Source organism: Acidovorax delafieldii, from assembly GCF_007993815.1.
GTDB lineage: Bacteria > Pseudomonadota > Gammaproteobacteria > Burkholderiales > Burkholderiaceae_C > Acidovorax > Acidovorax delafieldii.
Window position 1 is genome coordinate 552,372 of the sequence record NZ_VJWE01000012.1, and the last position, 25,232, is coordinate 577,603.

Below are 25,232 nucleotides of genomic sequence, written 5' to 3' on the forward strand. Positions count from 1 at the left end.
AGGTGCAGGAACACGCATAAGATCGCGGGCTGCGTTGTGATTCACCCTTTTAGGAGCCTCCTTTGCGAAACCTCTTGTGCCTTCTGCTCGCCACCGCCGTGATGGCTCCCGCCGCCATGGCCCAGACCTCCAAACCCGTCACCACGGCCAGCGGCCTGGTCTATGAATCGCTCAAAGACGGCATGGGCGAATCGCCCAAGGCCACCGACACGGTCAAGGTGCATTACAAGGGCACGTTCCTCGACGGCAAGGAGTTCGACAGCTCCTACAAACGCGGCGAACCCACCTCGTTCCCACTCAATGGCGTGATCCCTTGCTGGACCGAAGGCGTGCAGCGCATGAAGCCGGGTGGCAAGGCCAAGCTGACTTGCCCCCCCGGCATTGCCTACGGTGCCCGGGGTGCGGGTGGCGTCATTCCCCCTAACGCCACGCTGAATTTCGAGATCGAGCTGATCTCCGTGGGCCGCTGACCCCATGCTGCTGAAGGTCGGCGACCTCGCGCGGCGCACCGGCCTCACGGTGCGCACGCTGCACCACTATGACGAGGTGGGGCTGCTCAAGCCCTCGGGCCGGTCGGACGCGGGGTACCGCCTGTACAGCCAGGCCGACGTGCAGCGGCTGCATGGCATCCAGACCATGCGCCAGATGGGCCTGGCGCTCAACGACATTGCCGAGCTGCTGGCGGGCGAAGGGGTGGCACCCCAGCGCATCATCGGCCAGCAGATCCGGGCGCTGGACCAGCAGATCACGCAGGCCACAGAACTGCGCGGGCGCCTGACCATGCTGCGCGACGGCCTCATGGCGGGTGCTGAGCCCGACATGGGCAACTGGCTCGAGGCGCTGGCGCTGATGACCACCTACGGCAAATACTTCAGCACCACCGAACTCAAGCAGATCTTCACCAACTGGAGCCTGATCGAGGCCGACTGGCTCGTTGTCAAAGACCTGGTGCGCAGCGCCATGGACCGCCAGCTACCGCCTGATGCGCCCGAGGTGCAGGCACTGGCCTACCGCTGGATGGCGCTGATGCTGCACTGGATGGGGGGCGACCTGGACCTGCTGGACCGCTGGGGCCACATGTTTCGCACCGAGCCCAGCGCGCAGGGGCGCAACCACGCGCCGCCCGGCGACATGATCGAATACGTGGAAACCGCCATCAAGCTGCGGCTGGCGCTGCTGGAGAAGTACCTGACCCGCGACGACCTGCGCACGCTGGGCCATGTGCCGCACACCGCATGGGCGGCACTGGAACATGACGTGCAACAGTTGCTGGACCGCCAAATCCCCACGAACCACACCGACGCAGCGGCTGCGGCCCTGCGCTGGAACACGCTGTTCAACCAGCTGACCCGCGGCGATGCGCAATTGCGCCAGAAGCTGCTCACAGCGTCGGCCAACGAGCCGCTGCTGCAGGCGGGCTCGCCGCTGAGCGCGCCCGTGCGCGCCTACCTGCAGGCGGCGCTCGCGCTGGCCACACCCTCTCCCGCCCTGGCTGCGACAGTCGCTGCGCGCCGCTGAGACACTCACACCGTCTGCAAAAAAACCGCTGGAAAGTGCTTGACCCTCACGCAACGTGAGGCCCCACAGTCGGTCCCCATGAACGGATTGACACCCTCTTCCAGCCCCTCCGCCCCCACCCGGCGGTTGCACGCCCTGGACAACCTGCGCGCCACCATGATGTGGCTGGGCATCGTGCTGCATGTCTCGGTGCTCTACATGAGCCGGCCATCGCCTCTGCCCTGGCACGACGACCGGTCCAGCCCCCTGGCAGACCTGCTGGTGGCGGTGATCCATGCCTTTCGCATGCCCTTGTTTTTCATCCTCGCCGGGTTCTTTGTAGCGGCGCTGGTCCAACGCCAGGGGCTGGCTGGCATGGTGCGCAACCGCCTGCGCCGTCTCGGTCTGCCTTTTGCGCTGTTCTGGCCGCCGCTGTTCGTGGCCTGTGCGCTGCTCGGGCTGATGTTCCTGCACCGCATGGCCTATGGCACCTGGGGTGTAGACCGCAGCCTGCTGCCCCGAGGCCCCAACGTGCCCCAGGGCCCAGCCACCATGCACCTGTGGTTCTTGTGGATGCTGCTGTGGCTGGCGCTGCTGACGCCCGTGGCATGGAGGGCGGTACGCGCATTGCCCGCAGGGCTGCAGCAGGCCCTGCAACGCGGTGCCCTCTGGCTCGGCGGCACACCTGCGGGCCTGCTGATGCTCACGCTGCCCCTGGCGTGGATTGGCGCGGGCTACGACCACGGCATCGTCACGCCCAGCGGGTCCTTCCTGCCACCGCTGGCGGAATGGATACACAACGGGCTGTTCTACGGCTTTGGCCTGTGCCTGCACGTGCACCGCAAGGCGCTCATGGCGCGCTACGAACGGCACTGGCCTGCGCTGGCCGGCTTGGGGCTGGTGGGCTTTCTGGTCACTGCACTGCTTTCGGAAGTGCTGGCTCAGCCCGAAGCATCGGCCTTTGTGCTGGTGCTGGTCACCGGGGCGTTTACCGATCTGCTGGCCGCGCCCGTATCGGCCACGCGCCACCTGCAGTTCTGGATGGCGCTGGCCTACAACAGCGCGTCGTGGCTCTGGAGCTTTGCGCTGATCGGGCTGTTTCTGCGCCATGTCGGCCAGCCCCGCGCCTGGCTGGCCTACCTGGCCGACAGCTCGTACTGGGTGTACCTGGTGCACCTGCCACTCACGATCGGCCTGGGTGCGCTGCTGTACGGCCTGCCCGCTCCAGCCCTGGCCAAGATGCTGATCAATGTGCTAGCCACGACCGCCCTGTGCCTGGCCAGTTACCACCTTTGCGTGCGTTTTACCGCTGTGGGCCGCTTGCTCACGGGGCGCGCGCACACCCGTCATTCTTTGGGAGACCTCGTTCATGCGACCTGACACCTCACCCCGTCCCGCCCACCCACCCGGCGCAGGCCCTGCAATCCCACCCGCAGACCCGCGCGCCGCGCTGCTGCAGGACCCCAACTTCCGCTGGATGATTGGCGGCTCTGCCCTGTCCATGCTGGGCGACCAGTTCACGCTGATCGCACTGCCCTGGCTGGTGCTGCAGATGACCGGCGACACGCTGGTGCTGGGCACCGTGCTGGCCCTCATCAGCGTGCCGCGCGCCTTGTTCATCCTGATCGGCGGCGCGCTGGTAGACCGCCATTCGCCCAAGCAGGTGCTGATGATCACCAAATACGTCAACCTGGTGCTGCTGGCCGCGCTGGGGGGGCTGGTGTTTGCGGGCACGCTGTCGTTGTGGATGGTGTACGCGCTGTCGCTGGGCATTGGGCTCGCCACGGCCTTCAGCATTCCGGCGGGCACGGCCATGATGCCGTCGGTGGTGGCACGCCCCCAGCTGCAGGCCGCCAACGGCATCAGCCTGGGCCTGCGGCAGCTGACGATGTTCCTGGGGCCCTTGCTCGCAGGGCTGTTGATTGCACTGTTTGGCGCCGGTGGCGCAGCCCAAGCCGCCGCGGATGCGCCAGCACACGCCAACGCCACTGGCATCGGCATCGCCTTCGCGCTGGATGCGCTGAGCTTCGCCGTGTCGGCCTGGACGCTGTCCAAGGTGCAGACGCGTGCGGGCCTTGCGGACCTTTCCGCCCCCACGGCCGCGCCACAGGCGGTGCTCGCTTCGGTGGCGCAGGGCCTCGGTCACTTCTGGCGTGACAGCGAGCTGCGCACCTGCTTTTTGTATTGGAGCGCCATTGCCCTGTTCATCATGGGTCCCATCCATATCGCCATTCCGGTGCTGGCCAGCAGCAGCCCGCAGCTCGGTGCCGCTGCCTTCGGCATCATCGTGGGCGCCCATGGTGCGGGCACGCTGCTGGGCATGGTGGTGTCGGGCATGGTGCCCCGGCTGCGGTTCGGCAGCCTGGGCATGACCATTCTGGCGTTCGACGCCATCATTGGCGCGCTGTTCATGCCACTGGGCCTGATCACCGCCGTGTGGCAAGGCGCGGCGCTGATGCTGGTTATCGGACTGCTCGGCGGCTTCATGCAGGTGAGCGTGTTCACATGGATCCAGCACCGGGTACCCCCCGCCCTGCTGGGCCGCGCGATGAGCCTGTTCATGTTCATCTTCATGGGCCTTGCGCCGATCTCTGCCGCCGTGACGGGCTGGGTGATGAAGAGCATCACGCTCACCCAGCTGTTCGCGGCCAGCGGCGGAACGCTGGTGGTGCTGGCGGCACTGGCCTTTGTGCTCACACCCATGCGCCGCGTGACGGATGCAGCGCCCGCCACACGCTGAGGCTCCCCACGCAAAAAAGGCTGGACCACTGTCCAGGCTTTTTTGTGCCTGAGGAGGAGATCCTCAGACTTCGGTCACGAACTGCTCGCGGGGACGGCGCACCTTCTTCAGGCTCACCAGCCAGTCGCCTTCGTCGGCGCGGTAGCCCAGCGGCAAGATGGCGACGCTGCGCAGGCCGCGCGCACGCAGGCCCAGGATTTCATCCAGCGCGTTGGGATCGAAGCCTTCCATGGGCGTCGAGTCTACTTCTTCAAACGCCGCAGCGATCAGGGCTGCGCTCATGCCGATGTAGGCCTGGCGGGCTGCGTGCTGGAAGTTCACTTCGGCATCGCGCTGGGGGTAGCTGCTGAGCAGCATCTGGCGGTAGTTTTCCCACCCTTCGTTCTTGAAGCCACGCTGGTCATTGGTCAGGTCGAACATCATGTTGATGCGGTCGGCCGTGTAGTTGTCCCAGGCCGCAAACACCAGCAGGTGCGAGCCGTCGGTGATCTGGGCCTGGTTCCAGGCAATGGGCTGGATCTTGGCGCGCACAGCGGGGTCGGTCACCACGATGATCTCGAACGGCTGCAGGCCGCTGGAGGTGGGCGCCAGGCGGGCGGCTTCAAGAATGCGCTCCACCTTCTCTTGCGGCACCTTCTTGGCGGGGTTCATCTTCTTGGCGGCGTAGCGCCATTGCAGCTTGTTCAGCAGGGGTTGGGCGAGAGTGGTGTCTGTGGTCATGGCAGCGTCCTGATAGAAGTTGTGGATCAAGGGATGTATCGATGGTGGAACTGTAGGCACCCCACGGTGGTTCGGTAAGCCCTGCCAAAGAAACGGATTGTTCGCAATTCATCAACAATCGACCCACAAGCGCTTTGCAACCGCGCTCTGATGGTGCAGCCGCCATTGCGTGGTGCCAGATGGGCAGGCGTACACTTGAGAAAGCCTGGGCGAGCGCCCGGGCACGCACCCGGCTGACCGCGCCCCTTCATGAGTGAACCCGACCTGTCTTTTCTGGACCCTGCAGGCCGCCAGCCAGCAGCCGCAGAGCACATGCCTCGCCCGCCTGTCCCCCACTCCCGCACACCCGGCGCTTCGGCGGAGGGCCTGGTGGCCGAGCTGCGCGCCTACCAGGCCGAGCTGGAAAACCAGAACAAGGTGCTGCGCTACAGCCAGGCCGTGGCCGAGAGCGCGTACGAACGCTTCGAAACCCTGTTTGCCAGCGTGCCGCTGGCCCTCATGGTGGTGGACGACCACGACATGGTGGTGCAGGCCAACTCCATGGCGCACCGCTCTTTCCAGCCCACCGAGCGCGACCGGCCCCTGACCGCGCTGATGCCCTTTGTGTGCCCGCAAGATGCCGCGCGCGTGCGCGAAGCCTTTGCCCAGGCGCAGGACCTGGGGCACAGCGAAGTCAAGGAGGTGGTGTTCACCATCAGCAATGCCACGCGTATCACTGGCGACCTGCACATTGCCCACATCGATGCACCGCAGACCAGCGGCCCGCCGCTGTCGCAGTTTTTGTGCGCGGTGATCGACCAGGGCCCGCTGCTGGCCGAGCGCCAGGCCTTGCAGCACAGTGCCGAGACCCTGCAGCAGCGCAATGAGCAGATCCGCGCCAGCGAAAAGCGGCTGGAGGCCGTCATCAACTCCGCGCTGGACGCCATCATCTGCGTGGACCAGCACCAGCGCATCACCGTCTTCAACCCCACGGCGGCGGCGCTGTTCCAATGCAGCGCCAGCGACGCGCTGGGCAGCACGCTCGACCGCTTTTTGCCCGACGCGGCGCAGGCGCTGGCATTTGCCCAGCTCACCACGCAGGCCCTGCTGGGCGAGATGACGGCCCTCACCGCCAGCGGCAAGGAGCTGGCCGTGGAAGTGAGCGTGTCGTTCGAGCGCCATGCCGACGGCGAAACCACCACCGTGTTTGCCCGCGACCTCACCGGCCGCAAGAAGGCCGAGGCGCACCGCAACGAGCTGGAGGCCCAGCTGCGCGAGTCCCACAAGATGCAGGCCGTGGGCACCATGGCGGGCGGCATTGCGCACGATTTCAACAACATCCTGGGCGCCATTCTGGGCAATGTGGAGCTGGCCAAGGCCGACTGCGCAGCAGGCTCGCCCGTGCTGGAGAGCCTGCTGGAGATCGACAAGGCCGGCCGCCGCGCGCGCGACCTGGTGCGCCAGATCCTCACCTTCAGCCGCAACGAGCCCCCGCAGCGCTCGGCCGTGTCGCTGGCCGAGGTGGTGCACGACACCGAGCGCCTGCTGCGCGTGACCTTGCCTCCGGCCATCGAGCTGCACATGCAACTGCAGGCGGGCCTGCCGCCCGTGCTGGCCGATGCCACGCAGGTCGAGCAGGCCCTGCTCAACCTGTGCACCAACGCCGTCCATGCCATTGGTACCGAGCGCGGCAGCATCCATGTGGAGGCCGCCACCGTGCAGCCTGACCAGCGCCTGACCGAGCGCCTGGGCCTCGCGCCCATCGACTACGTGGCCCTGACAGTGCGCGACACCGGCCCCGGCATGGACGCTGCCACGCTGGAGCGCATCTTCGAGCCCTTCTTCACCACCAAGCCCGTGGGCCAGGGCACCGGCCTGGGCCTCGCGGTGGTGCATGGCGTGATGCGCACACACGAAGGCGGGGTGGATGTGCAAAGCGCGCCGGGCCAGGGCAGCCGGTTCACGCTGTACTTTCCGGTCGCCACCGGTGCGACTGCTGGTGCGCAGCCCAGCCCCGCCGCGCAGGCCTTGCCACTGGCCGCCGCAACGTCTTCACCGGAGCCTGCAGAACCACCCGGCGGTGCGCCTGGCAAGAAGCACCATGTGATGTACGTGGACGACGACCAGGCCCTGGTCTTCCTGGTGCAGCGCCTGCTGCGCCGCCGGGGCTACGAGGTGAACGGCTATACGGACCCGCACGAGGCCACGGCTGCGTTGCGGGCTGATCCGCAGGCCTACGACCTGCTGGTCACCGACTACAACATGCCCGGCTTCTGTGGCGTGGACCTGGTGCGCGAGGCCCGCCTCATCCGCCCCGACCTGCCTGTGGCCCTGGCCTCGGGTTACGTCACGGCCGAGATCGAACAGGCCGCACTCGCCGAAGGCGCGCAAGCTCTGATCCACAAACCCAATGACGTGGAAGAACTTTGCGCCACCGTGCAGCGGCTGATCGTGGGCCATGACCCTGCCTGAACCCGTGGCAGATGGCGTACAGGCGCTGTACGAAGACGACGACCTGCTGGTGCTGTGCAAACCCTCCGGGCTGCTGTGTGTGCCCGGCCGGGGCCCCGACAAGCAAGACTGCCTGAGCGCACGCGCACAGCAGCGCTGGCCCGGCGCGCTCATCGTGCACCGGCTGGACCAGGCGACCTCGGGCCTGGTGCTCATGGCGCGCCACATCGACGCACAGCGGCGCCTGGGCCACGCGTTTGCCGAGCGCCAGGTGCACAAGCGCTACCAGGCGGTGGTGCAAGGGCTGCTGGGCACAGCGGGCGGCGACTGGAGCGAGATCGACCTGCCCATTGCCGCCGACTGGGAGCGCCGCCCGCTGCGCGTCATCGACCACGCCGTGGGCAAACCCAGCCTGACCCACTGGCGTGCACTGGCGCAAGACGCTACGGCGCAGACCACGCGCATCGAGCTGGAGCCGATCACCGGCCGCACCCACCAGTTGCGCGTGCACCTGGCCGCCATCGGCCACGCCATCCTGGGCGACGGACTGTATGCCGATGCCGCCACGCAGGCACAAGCCCCGCGCCTGCTGCTGCATGCCAGTCACCTGGCCTTTGCGCACCCCACCACCGGGGAGCAGGTAGCGCTGGAGTGGGCGGCCGATTTCTAGCCAAATGGCCCGACAGCGCTAGTGGAACATGCACCAATCGCTATCCATTCAATAGCAAACAGGAGTTACTGATCAGCGCCCGCCCGGCGGCACGGCGCGCGACATGGCCCACTGCACGGCCAGGATGCTCGCCAGCACCACCAGCATGCCCACCAGCGATACCCCCGTCATGGCCTGCCCCAGCAGCGCCCAGCCCAGCAGTACCGCCGTCACTGGGCTCAGCAGCCCCAGCGACGACACCGCCACCGACGGCAGGCGCGCAATGCCACGGAACCACAGCGCATAGGCCACCAGCGCGCCCGCCAGGCTGAGGTACAGATAACCCGCGATGTGGGTGGCGGTGAGTGCGGGCAAAGGCGGGTCCACCGCCCAGGCCACCGGCGCCAGCATCACGCCGCCCGCCAACAGCTGCCAGCCGGTAAACGCCAGCACCGGCAAGTCAGACCGCCAGCGCCGCGACCAGAACGTGCCCGCTGCCATGCACAGCGTGCCCACCAGCGCGGCAGCCACGCCCACCATGTCCCAGCGCGCACCGGGTGACAGCAGCAGCGCCGCCATGCCCAGCACACCCAGCGCCCCGGCCGCCAGCGCCAGTGCGGGCGGGCGCCGGTGGTCCAGCGCCCAGGTCAGGCCCATCACCACCAGCGGGCCCACGGCGCCCACCACCGCAGCCACGCCACCGGGCAACCGGTAGGCCGCCACAAACAGCAGCGCCTGGAACACGCCAATGTTCAGCGCCGCCAGCACCATGAGGCGCCGCCACCCCACCCAGTCGCCCCAGGCCGGCCAGCGGCGGCACCACAGCACCAGCAGCAAGCCCGCGGGCAAGGTGCGCAGCAGTGCGGCGGTGAAGGGCCGGTCGGGCGGCAGCAGCTCGGTGGTGACGATGTAGGTCGAGCCCCAGATGACCGGTCCGAGCGCTGTGGTGAGCGCATCCAGCCAGGTTGAGGAACTTGCAGAAGCACGTGAAGCAGCCATATATTTATCTTCAAATCAAGACAAAAACTCTACCATACAATCTCGAATTCAAGACAAATCAACCACCACAAGCCCATGGCCACCCCACGCCAACCCGACGCCGTCGACGCCATCCTGGCCCAGTGGAAGCGAGAGCGCCCCGACCTGGACGCGAGCCCCATGGGCCCCATCGGGCGCATCAAGCGCTGCGCCGCGCTGCTGGAGCGGCGGCTGGATGAAACCTTTGCCGAATTCGGCCTGAGCCGCTGGGAGTTCGACATGCTGGCCACGCTGCGCCGCAGTGGCGCGCCCTACTGCCTGGCGCCGACCACGCTGTTCTCCACGCTCATGGTCACATCGGGCACCATGACGCACCGCATGGCCAAGCTCGAAGCCCAGGGCTGGATTGAGCGCCTGCCCAACCCGGCCGATGCCCGCAGCTCGCTGGTGCAGCTCACGCCCCAGGGGCTGGAGCTGATCGACCGCGCCGTGGAAGCCCATGTGGCCAACGAACACCGCATCCTTTCCGACCTCAAGGCGGCCGATCTGGCCGAGCTGGATGCACGGCTGGCCATGCTGCTGTCCGCTTTGGAGTCACGCAGAGGCCAGTGAAGACACCCGGCCCTGTGTACTGCGCAGTAACATGGCGGGATGCCTCAAAACCACCTCTACATCCTTACCGGCGCATCGCGCGGCATGGGCCTGGCCATGGCTCAGCAGCTCTTGCGCAGCGGCAATACCCTGATCTGCATCGCCCGCAGTGCCAACGATGACCTGACCGCCGAGGCCCGGGCCGCAGGCGTCGCCATCGAACAGTGGCAGCAAGACCTGTCGCAGGGCGAGCAGGCGGCCCACAAGCTGCAAGCCTGGCTGCAGGCCCAAGGCCCGCAGGCGTTTGCCAGCGCCACCCTCATCAACAACGCGGGCATGATCCCGCGCATCGCCCCGCTGTCGGCCAGCGACGCGGAAGACCTGGCCACCGCCCTGCGCGTGGGGCTGGAGGCGCCCATGCAGCTCACCGCTGCCTTCCTGGGCGCGACGGACACCTGGACGATGCCACGCAAGGTGCTCAACATCTCCTCGGGCCTCGGCCGCCGGGCCATGGCCTCGCAGGCCGCGTACTGCGCCGCCAAGGCGGGCATGGACCATTTCACCCGGTGCGTGGCGCTGGACGAGGCCATCAAGCCCCATGGGGCCAAGGTATGCTCACTGGCTCCCGGTGTGATCGACACCGACATGCAGGTCCAGCTGCGCGGCGCCGACCCGGCCGCCTTCCCGGACCGCCAGAATTTCGCCAACCTCAAGACGGGTGGCCAGCTCACATCGCCTGCCGACGCCGCCACCCGCGTGCTCGCCTGGCTGGAGCGCGCAGACTTCGGCACCAACCCGGTGGCCGACGTGCGCGAGGCGTGAGCCCATTTACTCCTACTTTGATAGCTGCAACCGCATGATTCACTAGCGCTTGCAGCCGTTTTGACCTGAATTTCTCTGAAAGGACCTCCCCATGACCCGTGAAGTCGTCGTCGTCAGCGCAGTGCGCACCGCCATTGGCACCTTTGGTGGCAGCCTCAAGGACGTGCCCCCCACCGAACTGGGTGCACTCGTCGTGCGCGAATCGCTTGCCCGCGCCAACGTGGAAGGCAAGGACGTGGGCCACGTGGTGTTCGGCCACGTGGTCAACACCGAGCCCAAGGACATGTACCTGTCGCGCGTGGCAGCCATCCACGGCGGCTGCGGCGAAGGCACGCCCGCCTACAACGTCAACCGCCTGTGTGGCTCGGGCCTGCAGGCCATCGTCAATGCCAGCCAGTCCATCCTGCTGGGGGACACCGACGTGGCCATCGGCGCCGGTGCCGAGAACATGAGCCGCGTGCCCTTTGCCAGCCTGAACATGCGCTGGGGCGCCCGCATGGGCGACACCAAGATGGTGGACATGATGATCGGCGCGCTGCACGACCCCTTCCACAACATCCACATGGGTGTGACGGCCGAAAACATCGCCGCCAAGTGGGGCATCAGCCGCGAAGACCAGGACAAGCTGGCAGTCGAGAGCCACAACCGCGCCGAGCGCGCCACGCAGGCCGGTGTGTTCAAGGACCAGATCGTGCCCGTCACCTTGAAGAGCAAGAAGGGCGACGTGTTGTACGCCACCGACGAGCACTTCCGCCCCGGCGCCACGATGGACGACCTGGCCAAGCTCAAGCCCGTTTTCATCAAGGAAAACGGCACGGTGACGGCTGGCAACGCCTCCGGCATCAACGATGCCGCCGCCGCCGTGGTGCTGATGGAAGCCGGTGCCGCCAAGGCCCGCGGCGCCAAGCCCCTGGCCCGCCTGGTGGCCTACGCCCACGCGGGCGTGGACCCCAAGTACATGGGCATCGGCCCCGTGCCCGCCACGCAGCTGGCGCTGAAGAAGGCCGGGCTCACCGTGGCCGATCTGGATGTGATCGAAGCCAACGAGGCTTTTGCCGCCCAGGCCTGTGCAGTGACCAAGGACCTGGGCCTGGACCCGGGCAAGGTCAATCCCAACGGCTCGGGCATCTCGCTGGGCCACCCCATCGGCGCCACCGGTGCGCTCATCACCGTCAAGGCCATCCATGAGCTGCAACGCATTCAGGGCCGCTATGCGCTGGTGACGATGTGCATTGGCGGCGGCCAGGGCATTGCGGCGATTTTTGAGCGCCTCTGACCTGCACGCGGGTGCGCACACTGCCATCGCCACCTGCGATGCTGCCACCTGCTATTGGCAACGCGAGCGCCACAGTCGATCAGCGATCATTGGCGCCCGCTGCCCCAGATCAGCCGGGCAACCGCAGCCGCACCCAGCGGCCTGGCGGCGGCCCGCACACCACTGAACCGATGGAGACACCTCTCACCATGATGCGCACCCTGCTTTCCTTCACCGCCCTCGCCTTCGCGCTGGGCACCACGGCCCACGCCCAGGCGCCTGCGCCCGCTGCGGCATACCCCGCCAAGCCCATCCGCCTGATCGTGCCCTTCCCGCCCGGCGGCGGCACCGACATCCTGTCGCGCCTGGTGGCCACCAAGCTCACCGAAAGCGCCAAGTGGACCGTGGTGGCCGACAACCGCGCCGGCGCAGGCGGCACCATCGGCATTGGCGAGGCCGTCAAGGCTGCGCCCACGGGCTATGACCTGGTCATGGGCCAGAAAGACAACCTGGTGATCGGCCCCTGGCTGTACAAAAACCTGCCCTGGGACCCCACCAAGGACCTGACCGCCGTGGCCCATGTGGCCTACACGCCTGTGGTCATTGCCACCAGCGCGAACTCCAAGTTCAAGACGCTGGCCGACGTGGTGGCTGCTGCCAAGGCAGCGCCCGGCACCATCACCTACGGGTCGCCCGGCAACGGCACCTCGATCCATCTGGCAGGCGACCTGTTCGAAAAGGCTGCGGGTATCAAGCTCAGCCACATCCCGTACAAGGGCTCCAACCCTGCGCTGATGGACGCGCTGTCGGGCAACGTGGACCTGCTCATGTCCTCGGTGCCATCGGCCATGGCCCAGATCAAGTCGGGCAAGCTGCGCCCGCTGGCCGTGACATCGGCCAAGCGCAGCTCGTCCATGCCCGAAGTACCCACCGTGTCCGAGTCGGGCTTCAAGGACTTTGATGTGAGCACCTGGTACGGCGTGTTTGCGCCCGCAGGTACGCCGGCCACCGTGGTGAACGTCGTCAACGCAGAAATCAACAAACTGCTGGCCACCCCGGAAATGAAGGCCGCCATCCACGCCCAGGGCGCCGAGCCCGAGGCCATGTCGACCGCTCAGTTCAACACCCTGCTCAAGACCGACTACGCCAAGTGGAAGGGCATTGTGGAAGCCTCCGGCGCAAAGATTGAGTGACCCCCTGAGGCGCTTGCTGCAATAAAAAACGGCTCCGAAAGGAGCCGTTTTGCATGGGGCAAAAACAATCAGTCCCGCACCACCAACACGGGGATGTGCACCACACCCAGCACACGCTGCGTAACGCTGCCCAGCACCAGCTTTTCCAGGCCACGGCGGCCATGCGAGCCCATCACGATGAGGTCGGCGCCTGTGCTCTCCAGCGCGCGCAGGATGCCGTCGTGCACCGCATGCCCCTCGCCCACCACGGTGGTGACCTGCACACCCGCATCGGCCATGGCCTTCTTGGTGGCGTCCAGCGCGGCATTGGCCTCGGCTGTGGCGGCGCTGATGTATTGCGCCTGGCCGTAAGCAAAGTCGGCGCCCACGCCGGTGAAAGGATACGGGTCGATCACATACACCGCCGTGACGGCGCTGCCAAAGGTCTTGGCCAGGCCTGCGGCCTTGGACACGGCCAGCATCGAGGTCTTGGAACCGTCGACAGGAACCAGAATGTGTTTGAACATGGTGCTACTCCTTGAATGAGGGGTGGGACCAGGCTTGTGGCCTGACCATGGGCGACAGTGTGAACCGCCACCATACCCCGCATCTTGATTCGCATCAAATCGGATGCACTTCTGCCGCAGTGTTCAGGCCCCGGACGGCGCCAGCCCCACCACGTCCGCGCCCTGGAAGTTTCCACGGCGGCAGGTCACCACCAGGGTGTCGCGGTAGCCTCCGTCCGTGAGCGGCTGGATGGGCGTGGACTCGTGGATCATGCGCGCGTCGTCGAGCAGCAGCAGAGACCACGGCTGGGTCAGCGTAAAGCGCTGCCCGGCTGGGCCGTTGGCCTCGAACACCCGCGTCTCACCACCCTTGACGCCCTCGCGCCCCACCAAAAAAACCGCAACCAGATCCACCCCGTCGCGGTGGGCACCTTCGGGTGTGGGGCGGCCGATGCCGTCGGTGGTGTCGATGCGGAACTGGTGCGCCTCTACAAACCAGGGCACCGGTGCCTGCGGCCCGGCAAACACGGCGTCCGACACGCCCGCCAGCGCGGCCAGCAATTGCTGCCACACGGGCTGCGCCACGGTGGCGGGCTCCATGGGGGCAAACCAGCGCTCCATGCCGCCGTGCAGCGCGTTGTACTCCACGGGCTGCCAGTGGGCACGGTGCGGCACCTGCTCCATCCGGCCCTCCTGCAGCACAAAGCAGGCGTGGCGACGGCGGCGGTAGCGGCCACCGTCCTTCAGGAATTCATCGGGCGGCAAGGCTGCCCAGTCGCTGTTGAGGGCCAGCAGCGCCGACAGGTCAGCGCCTACCCATTCGGCAACGGCCTCAGGGCTGAGCACGGCAAAGCCGCTGCTTTGCAGCTGGCTGGCGACGTCAGCCGGTGTAGTGAAAGGGGGAGAAAAGGAGACTTGGGCCATAGAGGCCCGAGCTTAACCGCAGCCGCCACCACAGGTTCTGCGATGGCGCAAACAGGGTGGGTGCAGTGTGGGGGCCGCATCCGGATCCACGCAACCGGCCAGCCCCCGTGGTCGCAAGCCGCTCAGTCCCGGTTGCCATGGCCCTTGCCACGGCCTTCACCCTTGCCATGCCCGCGGTCATGGTCACGGTCGTGTTTGCCGCCGCGTCCACGGTCGTCATCCCAGCGATGGTCATCGCGCCCGCGCGGACCCTGGTACGGGTTGCCACGGCGTGGGGGCGGCTCCTGCACAAAGTACACCGGCTGGCTGCAGGCGTTGTAGCGAGCGCAGTGTTTGCCCCAGTTCTTGGCATGGCCGGGCGGCACATACAGGTAAATGGGCGCACGCGGCACCACCACAGCAGGGCGCTGGATGATGACGGGCTCTGCGTAAATCAGCGGCGGTGGCGGTGCATTGCCAATGTTGATGCGGCCATACACGCCGGGTGCCAGTTCGCCCCCCACGGTGGCATTGACGTAGGCCTGCGCATGCGCGCCGCCCGCCAGGCCGAGGAGCGCGGCCGCAGCCGCACCCGAAACAAGAAGACGGATCGTGGGAAACATGGTGTTTTTCATGGAAAGCTCCTGCTGACTGCCACACCGTGCACGCAAACAGTGTGTGCACAGGGAGGGCGGCCCTGTGTGAGTCACAAGGCTTCCTGTACCTTACACCTTTCAGACGCTACAAAATGTCAGCCAATGGCGACAGTTGTTGGCGCGAGTGAGGTACCGCAAGGCCTTGGCTGTCGGCGCCCAAGCCCGATATACGTCCACCGGCATCACGACGCCGTTGCACTGGCAGCCGCCTGCAGCAGTGCCTCCGCCGGCCCGGGGCGCCCGAACAGGTAGCCCTGCCAGGTGTGGCAGCCCAGCCCGGCCAGCATGTCGCGTTGCTCCTGGGTTTCGACCCCCTCGGCAATCACCCCCAGGTCCAGGCTCTGGGCAAGGGTCACGATGGTGCGGGCAATGCTGGCGTCATTGGCGTCGGTGAGCAGGTCGCGCACAAAGCTTTGGTCGATCTTGAGCTGGTCCAGTGGCAAGCGCTTGAGGTAGCTCAGGCTCGAATAACCCGTGCCAAAGTCGTCCAGCGAGAAGCCCAGGCCCGACGCACGCAGGGTGTCCATGCGCTGGATGGTGTCCTCCACATCGTCCAGCAGCAGGGTCTCGGTCAACTCCAGCTTCAGCCGGTGCGGGTTGGCGCCGGTTTCTTCCAGCACGCCCAGCACTTCGTCCACAAAGTGGCTGTGGCGGAACTGCCGTGCGCTCACGTTCACGGCCAAGGTCCAGTGGGCAGTCTGCGGGTCGCGGGCCCACTCCACCAGTTGCAGGCAGGCCGTGCGCAGAATCCACACGCCCAGCGGCACGATGAGGCCCGAGGCTTCTGCCACTGGGATGAACTCGGCGGGCGACACCAGCCCGCGCTGCGGGTGCTGCCAGCGCACCAGGGCCTCGGCGCCCACAATGCCGCGCTGCTGGTGGATCTGCGCCTGGTAATGCAGCAAGAATTGCCCTTCGCGCAGGCCGTCGCGCAAGCCCGCCTCCAGCAGCGTGCGCGCGGTCACATTGGCCTGGGTGCGCGGGTCAAAGAACCGCAAGGTGTTGCGGCCTGCGCCCTTGGCTTGGTACATGGCCATGTCGCCGTGCTTGAGCAATTCGTCCACCGAGCCACGTGCATCGGCATACAGCGCAATGCCTATGCTGCAAGAACTGTGGTGCGAATGGCCGTCGAGCTGGTAGCTCTGACTGAGAGCCTGCAGCACCGTGCGCCCCACTGTTTCGGCCTGGGCGGCCGCTTCATGCGCCTGCGGGCTGAGCCCCTCCAGCAGCACCACAAATTCGTCTCCACCCAAACGCGCGACGGTGTCGCCCATGCGCACGCAGCCCCCCAGGCGTGCGGCGACCTGGCGCAACAGCTGGTCGCCCAGCTCGTGGCCCTGGGTGTCGTTCAGGTCCTTGAAGTTGTCCAGATCCACAAACAGCAACGCACCGCTCGCGCCTGAGCGTGCGCTGGCGGCCAGGCTGTGTTGCAGGCGGTCATTCATCAACCGACGGTTGGGCAGACCCGTGAGCGAGTCGTAGAAGGCCAGCAGGCGGATTTCTTCTTCGGCAGCCTTGCGGCTGGAGATGTCCGTCTGCGTACCCACGTAATGGGTGATCTCGCCGCGTGGCGAGCGCACAGTGGTGATGGTGATCCAGGCCGGATATTCGGTGCCGTCCTTGCGCCGGTTCCACACCTCGCCCTGCCACATGCCGCTGGAGTGCAAGGTGTTCTTCATGGCCGCATAAAAAGACGCGTCCTGGCGGCCCGAGTGCAGCAGGCGCGGCGTCTGGCCCACCAGCTCGTCCACCGTGTAGCCGGTCAGCCGCGCGTAGGCCTGGTTGGCTTTGAGGATCCTCTGGTCGGGCCCTGTCACGATCATGCCCTCGAACGACTCAAACACCGTTGCAGCAATCTGCAGCGATTCTTCGGCCTTGCTGCGCTCGGTGATGTCGGTCGAGATGCCACACAGCGCATAAATGCTGCCATCCGCGTGGCGCAGCGGAATCTTGATCGACAAAAACGCGCGTGTCTCGCCCGTGGCGGCGGGCGTGTTCACCTCCTCCGCCTCCAGCGTCTCACCGTCCTCCAGCACCCGACGGTCGTTGGCCCTCAGCCGTTGCGCCGTGGCTGCATCGAAAAACGCCGCATCGTCATGGCCCAATACCTCGTGCGCCGGCCTGCCAAAGTAATGCAGCGTGTGGTGGTTGGCGTACTGGTAGCGGTAGTCCTTGCCCTTGATGTAAATGAACGCGCCAACACTGTCCAAAATGGTGGCGAGCTTTTGCTCGCTGTCCCGCAAGTGGCGCGTACGCTCTTGGACCTGGCGACGCAAGATCGCAACCATCAACGCAGCCAGCAAGCTGAACGCCACCAAGCCCGCAAGCCCCCGCCACACCCAGGGGGAAATCTGCACGCCAGGGTCTTGCCCGCCCCAGTGGCGCATCACCTGGGCATAGGCCGGGTCGGCGCCACTGCGCCAGTTCTCGACGGATCGGTCAATGGCCGCCAACACATCTGCATTGCGACCGGGGCCGGTCGCAAAGAACAGCGTAGCGGGCTGGAACACAATGCCCGTGTCCACCACGCCATATCGGGCCGAATGGAAATTGCCGAACAGATGGTTGGAGATGACCGCATCGGCCTCGCCCCGCTGCACCATGGCAAACGCATCTATCAGGCTGGGCGCATCCACCAAAGTCACCTGGATGCCAAAGCTGTCCACCATGTTCAGGAATGTGGACCGCTGCACGGAGCCCTTGAGCACCGCGACCCGCTTGCCCTGCAGGTCAAACAACGAGTAGATGGGCGCGCCTGATGTGCGGTAGATCTGCGACCAGCTGTGCAGCACTGGCAGGCGGTGAAAGTCGTACAGGATCTCGCGCTCGGGCGAGCGAGCCACATCGGGCATCAGGTCGAGCCGGCCCTCGCGCAGCGCATCCAGGCAGTCCTGCCAGCTGCAGGGCACATATTTGATGGTCCACTGCTCGCGCGCAGCCACCAATTGCAGCAGATCCACAAAAATGCCTGCGGCCTTGCCGTCGGCATCCGCAAACACCTTGGGTTCGTTCGAGTACACCCCCACGCGCAGCTCGCGGGGCGCCGCAGCAATGCTGGCGCTGGCCGTCAATACGGCCGCCCACACAATGCCTTTGAGCCACGCGGCCCAGCGCCGCACCAGCCAGTTCACGCCAGGTTTCACACCGGACCCCACAGGTGATGGAGAAACCATGTTAACGAATGCTTGCAAAAACCTCCAAAAATTAACTACCGTGTGCCGGTTGGGGTAGCATGTGCCCAACCCCCCCGCCCCGCCCAGGAGACAGCGATGCCCCATGAACGCCGCCACTTCGTCCGCGTTGGTTTTGATGCGCCGGCCCTGCTGACCACGGCCACCGACGCATTCAGCGTGCATGTGCTGGATTTGTCGCTCAAGGGCGCGTTGATTATGGTGCCCGCCCAAGCCACGCTGGGGCAAGGCACGTTGTGCCAACTGACCATCCCCCTGGCCGACACGGGCAACCACATCGCCATGTCCACCGAGGTGGCCCACGTGCAAGGCCTGCACACCGGGCTGCTGTGCAAGGGCATTGACCTGGACAGCGTCACCCACCTGCGCCGTCTGATCGAGCTGCAACTGGGCGACCCCGCCCTGCTGGAGCGGGACCTGGGCGAACTGACCATGGCGGGCGCGGCGCACTGACGGCCGCCGCAGGGCTCGTCACCGCCGCCGCAGCGGCACCTCTTTTCTTCTTGGCGCGTTTGTCAAACCGGCGGGCGCCGATCCGTCACTGCGCTTCCTGCTCCTGCAGCGCGCGCCACATCACTTTGCCGCTGCCGCTCTTGGGCAATGCCGGCACAAACTGCACGAGGCGCGGCACTTTGTAGACGGCCATGTTCTCGCGGCACCAGTCGATGATCTGCTGCTCGGTCGTGTCCTTGTGGGTGGCGCGCAGCACCACCACCGCCTTGACTGTCTCGCCCCGGTAGCTGTCCTTGGCCGCGATGATGCAGGCCTCCTGAATCGCAGGGTGGCGGAACATAAACGCCTCGACCTCGGCCGGCCACACCTTGAAGCCGCTGGCATTGATCATGCGTTTGAGCCGGTCGGTCAGGAAGAAGTAACCGTCCTCGTCCATGCGCCCCAGATCGCCCGAGCGGAAGAACCGTTTGCCCTCGAACTCGATGAAGGCTGACGCCGTGGCATCGGGCCGCTTCCAGTAGCCCTCGAACACCTCGGGGCCATGGATGATGATCTCGCCCTGTTCGCCCACGGGCAGCTCCTGCAGCGTGTCGGGGTCGATCACCCGCGCATCGGTGCTCATGAACGGAATGCCCAGGCACTGCTGCTTGGGGTGGTCCGGCGGGTTGGCGTGCGACGGCGCCGCCGTTTCGGTCAGGCCATAGCCCTCGGCATACCTCAGGCCATATTGCTCCAGAAGGCGCTGCGCCACGGCCTGCGGCATGGCAGCTCCGCCACCGCCGATATAGGCCAGGCTGGAGAGGTCATAGCTGGCAAAGTTCGGACTGCCCAGCAGGTCGATGACCATGGTGGGAATGTTGGTCCAGGTGGTGACCTGGTAGCGCGATATCAGGCGCCCGGCCAGGTCGCGGTCCCAGCGGGGCATGATGACCAGCGTGGCGCCGCAGTAGATCGACGTGTGCATCACGCTCACCATGCCGGTGATATGGAACATGGGGACCACCGCCAGCGTCACATTGTCGGCAGACCCATTGCCCCACAGGCTGGCGGCCACCGTGTTGTGCATGATGCTTTTGTGCAGGTGCATGCAACCTTTGGGCAGCCCCGTGGTGCCGCTGGTGTAGGGCAGCAGCGCCAGATCGGCCGGGCCTACCAACAAAGCGGGGGGCGCATCAGTACAAGCCAGAGCATCTGCCCAGGCGTGGGCTTGCCCACCCTCCAGTGCCGGCAAGGGGTGGCGCGTGCCCAGCCAGTCCATCCACGCCTCGGGCGGCGCATCCATGCCGATCACGGCCACATCAAACGCATCCGAGAACTGCGTGACCACCAGATGCGCCAGGCGCTCACCAGGAGCCAACGCATTGCTGGCCTTGGCCATCTCGGGGGCCAGGTCACCGGTGGTGATCGCCACCTTGGTGTCGGGGTCGGTGATGTAGTGCTTGAGCTCCTCGGCCCGGTTCATGGGGTTGACGGGCACCACCACCGCGTTGGCCCGCAGGATGGCAAAGTGGGCCATTACCAGCTGCGGGCAGTTCTGCATGCACAGCACCACGCGGTCGCCCCGCTGCACGCCCAGTTGCGCCAGCCTGGCGGCCAGGCGCTCAGCGCTCTCCATCAACTGGCGGTAGCTCGTCGTGCTTCCAAAAAACACCAGCGCCGCCTTGTCGGGGTAGCGGCGTGCATTGGTGGCCAGGTTGTCCCACAGCGAGGTGGCAGGCAGCGTGATGGACTTTGGCAAACGACGGGGCCAGAACTGGTAGTGAGGGCGCATGGGCAAACAGTCTCCTTGTTTCCCGCAGCCTAGATGGCCCACCTGTACCAAGCAAGGGGAATGCCCCCATGATCGTCACCCATGTGACGCATGGCACCCCGCCGAAGGTCGGGTTCCATGCGCGCTGTTCACGCAGGCATGCCCCTCCCCATCTCAGCTCTGAATCTGCGCCCACAGCTTGTCCAGCCGCTTCACGCTCACCGGCTGGGGCGTGCGCAGCTCCTGCGCGAAGAAGCTCACGCGCAGTTCCTCCAGCAGCCAGCGCAGCTCTTGCATGCGGGCATCCACTGCGCCCTTGCGCTCGGCGACCAGGCGCCAGTAGCGCTGCTCTTGCGGGCGCAGCTCGGCCAGCTTGGCGGCGTCGCGGGCGGGGTCGGCGCGGTATTTATCAAGCCGCAGGGTGATGGCCTTGAGGTAGCGGGCGTAGTGCGCCAGTTGCACCCAGGGGGCCACAGCGATGAAGTTCTTGGGGACCAAGCGTTGTAGCTGCTGCAGGGCGTCCGCTGTCGCGTCGGGCGCGTTCTTCGTGTCTTTGATCTTGCGGGCGGCGGCTGCGTATTCGGTGAGGATGGTGGCGGCCAGACGCGCGACCTCGTTGGCGATCAGCGTGAGGCGGCCCCGGCCTTCTTCCACGCGGCGCTTGAAGGCGTATTCGTCGGTGGGCAGCGGGTCGAGCAAAAAGGCGCGGTCCAGCGCCACGTCGATGATCTGGGTGCGCAGCTCTTCCTGCGTGCCCAAGGGCATGAACGCTACGGCCATTTTCTGCAGATCGGGGATGTTCTTTTCGAGGTACTTGAGGGCGTCCTTGATCTGCAGCGCAAACAGGCGGCGCAGGCCCGCGCGGTGCTTGGCGGCGGCCACCTCGGGTTCGTCGAAGACCTCGATGGTCACGGCGTCGCCGCCGTCGATGAGGGCCGGAAAGCCGATCAGCGTCTGGCCGGCCTTCCTGATCTCCATGAGTTCGGGCAGCTCGCCGAATGTCCAGGTGGTGTAGCGCTGGCCTGCAGGGGTCGATGGTGCAGCGGGTGCGGAAAGCGTCGTGCCGCCTGGCTTGGCCGCTGGGCCTGGCCCGTTAACTCCTGATTTGATAGCACCCCGGGCATGATTTTCTAGCGCTTGCGGCGCTTTTTGCTTCAAATCCGCTGCATCGGCGGCTGTACTGCCCAATTTGAGCCCCGCCAGCGCCTGGAACGCGCCCCGCGCCTTGGCACCCCACTCGGCCTTGAGTGCGCCCAGGTTGCGGCCATGCCCCAGCTGGCGGCCGTGCTCGTCCACCACGCGGAAGTTCATGAACAAATGGGGGCTGAGCATGTCGAGCTTGAAGTCGGCGCGCTTCACGTCGAGCGAGGTTTCGTCGCGCACCTGCTTGAGCAGCACCTCGGTCAGGCTGCAGGTGCCAAAGCGCTCGGGTGCGCCCAGCAGCTCGGCCAGGCGCGTGGCGCTGTCGGGCAGCGGCACAAAGCGGCTGCGCGGGCGCTGGGGCAGGCTTTTGAGCAGGGCCTGGATCTTGTCTTTGAGCATGCCGGGCACCAGCCACTCGCAGCGCTCGTCGCTCACCTGGTTGAGCACAAAGAGCGGGATGGTCACGGTGATGCCGTCACGCGCATCGCCGGGCTCGTGCAGATAGCTTGCAGCGCAGTCCACACCGCCCAGGCGCACCGTCTTGGGAAAGGCGTTGGTGGTGATGCCGGCGGCCTCGTGGCGCATCAGCTCCTCGCGGGTGAGCTTGAGCAGGTCGGGTTGCTTTTTGCTTTCTTCGCGGTACCAGGCCTCAAAACTATGGCCGCTGCACACCTCGGGCGGCAGTTGCTGGTCGTAGAAGGCGTAGATGAGTTCGTCGTCCACCAGCACGTCCTGGCGGCGGGACTTGTGCTCCAGCTCTTCCACCTTGGCGATCATCTTCTGGTTGGCAGCCAGGAAGGGCAGGCGCGTCTCCCAGTTACCGCCCACCAGGGCTTCGCGGATGAACACCTCGCGCGCAGCGTGCGGGTCCACCTTGCCAAAGTTCACGCGGCGGTTGTTGTAGACCACGATGCCGTAGAGCGTGGCGCGCTCCAGCGCCACCACCTCGGCGGACTTCTTCTCCCAGTGCGGATCCAGCAGCTGCTTTTTGAGCAAATGGCCGCCGATCTGCTCCAGCCACTGCGGCTCGATGGCGGCGATGCCCCGGCCAAACAGGCGCGTGGTCTCCACCAGTTCCGACGCGATGATCCAGCGGCCGGGCTTTTTGTTCAGGTGCGCGCCAGGGTGCTTGTAGAACTTGATGCCACGCGCGCCCAGGTACCAGTCTTCCTCGTCACTCTTGCAGCCTACGTTGCCCAGCAGCCCGGCCAGCATGGACAGGTGCAGCTGCTCGTAGCTCGCGGGTTGCGTGTTGATCTGCCACTTGTGCTCGGTCACCACCGTGAGCAGCTGGGTGTGGATGTCGCGCCACTCGCGCAGGCGGCGGATGCTGATGAAGTTCTGGCGCAGCAGCTGCTCGTACTGGCGGTTGCTGAGCTTGTGGGTGGCGGCTGGGGCCACAGCGGCGCTTGCGGGTGCAGGTGCAGGAGGCGCTGCCGCTGGGCTGCCCCCGCCGCCGCGCTGCGCCACCGGCAGGTACGCCTGCGAAGGCGCCTTCTGCGCGGCCATGGCCTTTTGGGCGCGGGCCGACGGCAGGCTGGGCGCCCCGCCCCGGGCCTCGTTGATCCACTTCCACAGCTTCAGATACCCGCTGAACTCGCTCTTGTCGTCGTCGAACTTGGCGTGCGCCTGGTCAGCCTGCTGTTGTGCCTCCATGGGGCGGTCGCGCACGTCCTGCACGCTCAGAGCGCTGGCGATGATGAGCACCTCGTCCAGCGCCTTGCGGTCGCGCGCCTCGATGATCATGCGGCCCACGCGCGGGTCCAGCGGCAGGCGCGACAGCTCCACACCCATGGGGGTGAGTTCGTTCTCATCGTCCACCGCACCCAGCTCGGCCAGCAGCTGGTAGCCGTCGGCAATCGCGCGGCCCGAAGGCGCCTCGATGAACGGGAACTGCGTGACATCGCCCAGGTGCAGCGACTTCATGCGCAGGATGACGCCCGCGAGCGAGCTGCGCAAAATTTCGGGGTCGGTAAAGCGCGGGCGGCTGTTGAAGTCCGCCTCGTCGTACAGGCGGATGCAGATGCCGTTGGCCACGCGCCCGCAGCGGCCCGCGCGCTGGTTGGCCGCGGCCTGGCTGATGGGCTCCACCAGCAGTTGCTCCACCTTGCTCCGGAATGAATAGCGCTTGACGCGCGCTGTGCCTGCGTCGATCACGTAGCGGATACCCGGCACCGTGAGCGAGGTCTCGGCCACGTTGGTCGCCAGCACGATGCGGCGGCCGGTGTGGCCGTCAAAGATGCGGTCCTGCTCGGCCTGACTGAGGCGCGCGAACAGCGGCAGCACCTCGGCATTGCGCATCACGGGCTGGTGCGAGAGGTGCTTGCGCAGGTGGTCGGCAGCCTCGCGGATCTCGCGTTCACCGGGCAAAAAGACCAGGATGTCGCCCGCCGCATTCCCCTGCCACAGCTCGTCCACGCCATCGGCAATGGCCTCGTTCAGACCGTAGTCGCGGCTCTCTTCAAACGGGCGGTAGCGCTGCTCCACCGGAAAGGTGCGGCCCGACACCATGATGACCGGGGCCGGACCCTTGGCGCTTTCAAAGTGCTTGGCAAACCGGTCCGCATCAATCGTGGCCGAAGTGACGATGACCTTCAGGTCCGGCCGGCGCGGCAGGATCTGGCGGATGTAGCCCAGCAGAAAGTCGATGTTGAGGCTGCGCTCGTGCGCCTCGTCGATGATGATGGTGTCGTAGGCCTTGAGCAGCGGATCGGTCTGCGTCTCGGCCAGCAAGATGCCGTCGGTCATGAGCTTGACGGACGCATCGCGCGAGAGACGGTCCTGGAACCGCACCTTGAAGCCCACCACGTCGCCCAGCGGCGTGTTCAGCTCTTCGGCAATGCGCTTGGCCACGCTGCTGGCCGCAATGCGGCGTGGCTGGGTGTGGCCAATCAGCTGCCCTTTCTGTCCCGGCTTGGCATTGCACTTGCCACGGCCCAGCGCCAGCGCAATCTTGGGCAGCTGGGTGGTCTTGCCCGACCCCGTTTCACCGCACACGATGATCACTTGGTGCTTGTTGATGGCCTCCATGATCTCGTCGCGCTTGCCCGACACCGGCAACGACTCGGGGAACGTGATGCGCAGCGGCGCTGGCGGCGCGGCGGGTGCAGATACGGGTGCTGGAGCAGGAACGCGGGACAACGCAGGCAAACGCGGATCAGAAGAGGACATAGGCCCGCATTATCGATAGCAGCACCCTGCCCCCTGCGCTGCATCTGTGCTTTTGGTACGACATTTCGCCGCGTTTTCAGCGCTTTTCGTTGCCAAAGCCCGCCAGCGCCGCCAAAATCGTGCCCATTCTTCGCAAGCCCCTGTTCAGCGCCACCCTCGGCGCACGGCCCGAACGAACCCCTGGAGGTCCCCGACATGTCTGCCCTTTACGCCGCACCCGTCTGACCACAGTCCACCGCCCCGGCTGGACTGTGCACACACAGTTCAGCCATGGCAAATGCACCCGCGCACTCTTTCACGCGCTCCGCAAGCCCTGGCTCCATCGCCGGGGTTTTTTGTTTGTGGAGTACGTGCACACCATGAGTGCCAAAAAACTGTCTCGGGCCTTCGCCCAGGGTGAAATCAAGAAGCTGCGTCGCATGAAGCAGCCCCTGGTGCTGAAGCTCGAAGCCTCGGGCCCGCCCCGAAACCCTGTGGCCGCAGCGCTGGCCCAACGCAGCCTGTCCAGCGCGGCAGGCAAGCACGTCCGAACCCGTGGGGCCCAGCGCCGTGCGGACAACGTCGCTCTGCGCAAGGCGATCCAGAACCCCTTTTTGAACGATTGA

The 25,232-nt window shown here is 66.3% G+C and carries 20 protein-coding genes; 12 read left to right on the forward strand and 8 right to left on the reverse strand.

The features are described 5' to 3' along the window. Window positions 1–62: 62 nt before the first annotated feature. The 4 genes from ATF69_RS11850 (at window position 63) to ATF69_RS11865 (ending at window position 4,237) form a co-directional block, all read left to right on the forward strand. Window positions 63–470, forward strand: a complete 408-nt coding sequence (locus ATF69_RS11850; RefSeq protein WP_108499303.1) for an FKBP-type peptidyl-prolyl cis-trans isomerase — start codon at window positions 63–65, stop codon at window positions 468–470. A gap of 4 nt (window positions 471–474) precedes the next feature. Then, a complete protein-coding gene (locus ATF69_RS11855; RefSeq protein ID WP_146871065.1) occupies window positions 475–1,518 on the forward strand; it encodes a MerR family transcriptional regulator in 1,044 nt (347 codons plus the stop codon). Window positions 1,519–1,596: 78 nt separating this feature from the next. Beyond that, the gene (locus ATF69_RS11860) at window positions 1,597–2,877 is read left to right on the forward strand and encodes an acyltransferase family protein (protein WP_146871066.1); all 1,281 of its coding nucleotides are present in this window, start codon (window positions 1,597–1,599) and stop codon (window positions 2,875–2,877) included. Next, window positions 2,867–4,237 carry an MFS transporter gene (locus ATF69_RS11865; protein ID WP_280179004.1) on the forward strand — a complete coding sequence of 457 codons (1,371 nt, stop codon included), beginning with the start codon at window positions 2,867–2,869 and terminating at the stop codon, window positions 4,235–4,237. Before ATF69_RS11860 ends, ATF69_RS11865 begins: the two co-directional genes overlap by 11 nt. 63 nt (window positions 4,238–4,300) lie before the next feature. Here the strand turns inward: ATF69_RS11865 and ATF69_RS11870 are convergent, their stop codons facing one another. Beyond that, entirely contained in the window at window positions 4,301–4,957 is a 657-nt protein-coding gene (locus ATF69_RS11870) for an NAD(P)H-dependent oxidoreductase (protein ID WP_146871067.1), read from the reverse strand. Window positions 4,958–5,206: 249 nt separating this feature from the next. On the opposite strand from ATF69_RS11870, the gene ATF69_RS11875 reads away from it, so the two are divergent. Then, window positions 5,207–7,408 carry a PAS domain-containing hybrid sensor histidine kinase/response regulator gene (locus tag ATF69_RS11875; RefSeq protein ID WP_146871068.1) on the forward strand — a complete coding sequence of 734 codons (2,202 nt, stop codon included), beginning with the start codon at window positions 5,207–5,209 and terminating at the stop codon, window positions 7,406–7,408. Further along, on the forward strand, window positions 7,395–8,057 hold the full coding sequence (locus tag ATF69_RS11880) for an RluA family pseudouridine synthase (RefSeq protein WP_146871069.1): 663 nt from the start codon (window positions 7,395–7,397) through the stop codon (window positions 8,055–8,057). Before ATF69_RS11875 ends, ATF69_RS11880 begins: the two co-directional genes overlap by 14 nt. A gap of 72 nt (window positions 8,058–8,129) precedes the next feature. Here ATF69_RS11880 and ATF69_RS11885 read toward each other — a convergent pair whose 3' ends face one another. Next, a complete protein-coding gene (locus ATF69_RS11885; RefSeq protein ID WP_056067670.1) occupies window positions 8,130–9,035 on the reverse strand; it encodes an EamA family transporter in 906 nt (301 codons plus the stop codon). A gap of 75 nt (window positions 9,036–9,110) precedes the next feature. On the opposite strand from ATF69_RS11885, the gene ATF69_RS11890 reads away from it, so the two are divergent. The 4 genes from ATF69_RS11890 (at window position 9,111) to ATF69_RS11905 (ending at window position 12,875) form a co-directional block, all read left to right on the forward strand. Next, entirely contained in the window at window positions 9,111–9,626 is a 516-nt protein-coding gene (locus ATF69_RS11890) for a MarR family winged helix-turn-helix transcriptional regulator (protein WP_099730068.1), read from the forward strand. A 39-nt stretch (window positions 9,627–9,665) separates the two neighbouring features. Further along, window positions 9,666–10,427: an SDR family NAD(P)-dependent oxidoreductase gene (locus ATF69_RS11895; protein ID WP_146871070.1), complete on the forward strand. Its 762-nt coding sequence runs from the start codon at window positions 9,666–9,668 to the stop codon at window positions 10,425–10,427. Between the two features lie 91 nt (window positions 10,428–10,518). Then, entirely contained in the window at window positions 10,519–11,703 is a 1,185-nt protein-coding gene (gene bktB / locus ATF69_RS11900; RefSeq protein WP_146871071.1) for a beta-ketothiolase BktB, read from the forward strand. Window positions 11,704–11,891: 188 nt separating this feature from the next. After that, complete coding sequence (locus ATF69_RS11905; RefSeq protein WP_146871072.1) at window positions 11,892–12,875, forward strand: tripartite tricarboxylate transporter substrate binding protein; 984 nt, start codon at window positions 11,892–11,894, stop codon at window positions 12,873–12,875. A 68-nt stretch (window positions 12,876–12,943) separates the two neighbouring features. Here the strand turns inward: ATF69_RS11905 and ATF69_RS11910 are convergent, their stop codons facing one another. The 4 genes from ATF69_RS11910 to ATF69_RS23405 form a co-directional block, all read right to left on the reverse strand. Next, entirely contained in the window at window positions 12,944–13,381 is a 438-nt protein-coding gene (locus tag ATF69_RS11910) for a universal stress protein (RefSeq protein ID WP_099730067.1), read from the reverse strand. 123 nt (window positions 13,382–13,504) lie between these two features. Beyond that, window positions 13,505–14,284, reverse strand: a complete 780-nt coding sequence (locus tag ATF69_RS11915; protein ID WP_146871073.1) for a 2OG-Fe dioxygenase family protein — start codon at window positions 14,282–14,284, stop codon at window positions 13,505–13,507. A 122-nt stretch (window positions 14,285–14,406) separates the two neighbouring features. Then, on the reverse strand, window positions 14,407–14,898 hold the full coding sequence (locus ATF69_RS11920; RefSeq protein WP_056067657.1) for a hypothetical protein: 492 nt from the start codon (window positions 14,896–14,898) through the stop codon (window positions 14,407–14,409). A 203-nt stretch (window positions 14,899–15,101) separates the two neighbouring features. Further along, window positions 15,102–18,092 carry an EAL domain-containing protein gene (locus tag ATF69_RS23405; protein ID WP_146871074.1) on the reverse strand — a complete coding sequence of 997 codons (2,991 nt, stop codon included), beginning with the start codon at window positions 18,090–18,092 and terminating at the stop codon, window positions 15,102–15,104. Between the two features lie 96 nt (window positions 18,093–18,188). On the opposite strand from ATF69_RS23405, the gene ATF69_RS11930 reads away from it, so the two are divergent. After that, window positions 18,189–18,563 (forward strand): PilZ domain-containing protein, encoded by a 375-nt coding sequence (locus ATF69_RS11930; RefSeq protein WP_056067655.1) that lies wholly within the window; start codon window positions 18,189–18,191, stop codon window positions 18,561–18,563. A gap of 85 nt (window positions 18,564–18,648) precedes the next feature. Here the strand turns inward: ATF69_RS11930 and ATF69_RS11935 are convergent, their stop codons facing one another. Next, entirely contained in the window at window positions 18,649–20,334 is a 1,686-nt protein-coding gene (locus ATF69_RS11935; RefSeq protein ID WP_146871075.1) for a long-chain fatty acid--CoA ligase, read from the reverse strand. Between the two features lie 153 nt (window positions 20,335–20,487). Then, on the reverse strand, window positions 20,488–24,627 hold the full coding sequence (hrpA, locus tag ATF69_RS11940; RefSeq protein WP_425291775.1) for an ATP-dependent RNA helicase HrpA: 4,140 nt from the start codon (window positions 24,625–24,627) through the stop codon (window positions 20,488–20,490). A 359-nt stretch (window positions 24,628–24,986) separates the two neighbouring features. On the opposite strand from hrpA, the gene ATF69_RS11945 reads away from it, so the two are divergent. Beyond that, the gene (locus tag ATF69_RS11945) at window positions 24,987–25,232 is read left to right on the forward strand and encodes a hypothetical protein (protein ID WP_146871076.1); all 246 of its coding nucleotides are present in this window, start codon (window positions 24,987–24,989) and stop codon (window positions 25,230–25,232) included.

Bases quoted from the DNA above. Each gene is read 5' to 3' on its own strand.
- ATF69_RS11915 (WP_146871073.1), bottom strand. From the start codon at position 14,284: ATGGCCCAAGTCTCCTTTTCTCCCCCTTTCACTACACCGGCTGACGTC.
- ATF69_RS11895 (WP_146871070.1), top strand. From the start codon at position 9,666: ATGCCTCAAAACCACCTCTACATCCTTACCGGCGCATCGCGCGGCATG.
- ATF69_RS11855 (WP_146871065.1), top strand. From the start codon at position 475: ATGCTGCTGAAGGTCGGCGACCTCGCGCGGCGCACCGGCCTCACGGTG.
- ATF69_RS11880 (WP_146871069.1), top strand. From the start codon at position 7,395: ATGACCCTGCCTGAACCCGTGGCAGATGGCGTACAGGCGCTGTACGAA.
- ATF69_RS11905 (WP_146871072.1), top strand. From the start codon at position 11,892: ATGATGCGCACCCTGCTTTCCTTCACCGCCCTCGCCTTCGCGCTGGGC.
- ATF69_RS11890 (WP_099730068.1), top strand. From the start codon at position 9,111: ATGGCCACCCCACGCCAACCCGACGCCGTCGACGCCATCCTGGCCCAG.
- ATF69_RS11910 (WP_099730067.1), bottom strand. From the start codon at position 13,381: ATGTTCAAACACATTCTGGTTCCTGTCGACGGTTCCAAGACCTCGATG.
- bktB (WP_146871071.1), top strand. From the start codon at position 10,519: ATGACCCGTGAAGTCGTCGTCGTCAGCGCAGTGCGCACCGCCATTGGC.
- ATF69_RS11935 (WP_146871075.1), bottom strand. From the start codon at position 20,334: ATGCGCCCTCACTACCAGTTCTGGCCCCGTCGTTTGCCAAAGTCCATC.
- hrpA (WP_425291775.1), bottom strand. From the start codon at position 24,627: ATGTCCTCTTCTGATCCGCGTTTGCCTGCGTTGTCCCGCGTTCCTGCT.
- ATF69_RS23405 (WP_146871074.1), bottom strand. From the start codon at position 18,092: ATGGTTTCTCCATCACCTGTGGGGTCCGGTGTGAAACCTGGCGTGAAC.
- ATF69_RS11885 (WP_056067670.1), bottom strand. From the start codon at position 9,035: ATGGCTGCTTCACGTGCTTCTGCAAGTTCCTCAACCTGGCTGGATGCG.
- ATF69_RS11865 (WP_280179004.1), top strand. From the start codon at position 2,867: ATGCGACCTGACACCTCACCCCGTCCCGCCCACCCACCCGGCGCAGGC.
- ATF69_RS11930 (WP_056067655.1), top strand. From the start codon at position 18,189: ATGCCCCATGAACGCCGCCACTTCGTCCGCGTTGGTTTTGATGCGCCG.
- ATF69_RS11945 (WP_146871076.1), top strand. From the start codon at position 24,987: ATGAGTGCCAAAAAACTGTCTCGGGCCTTCGCCCAGGGTGAAATCAAG.
- ATF69_RS11920 (WP_056067657.1), bottom strand. From the start codon at position 14,898: ATGAAAAACACCATGTTTCCCACGATCCGTCTTCTTGTTTCGGGTGCG.
- ATF69_RS11860 (WP_146871066.1), top strand. From the start codon at position 1,597: ATGAACGGATTGACACCCTCTTCCAGCCCCTCCGCCCCCACCCGGCGG.
- ATF69_RS11875 (WP_146871068.1), top strand. From the start codon at position 5,207: ATGAGTGAACCCGACCTGTCTTTTCTGGACCCTGCAGGCCGCCAGCCA.
- ATF69_RS11870 (WP_146871067.1), bottom strand. From the start codon at position 4,957: ATGACCACAGACACCACTCTCGCCCAACCCCTGCTGAACAAGCTGCAA.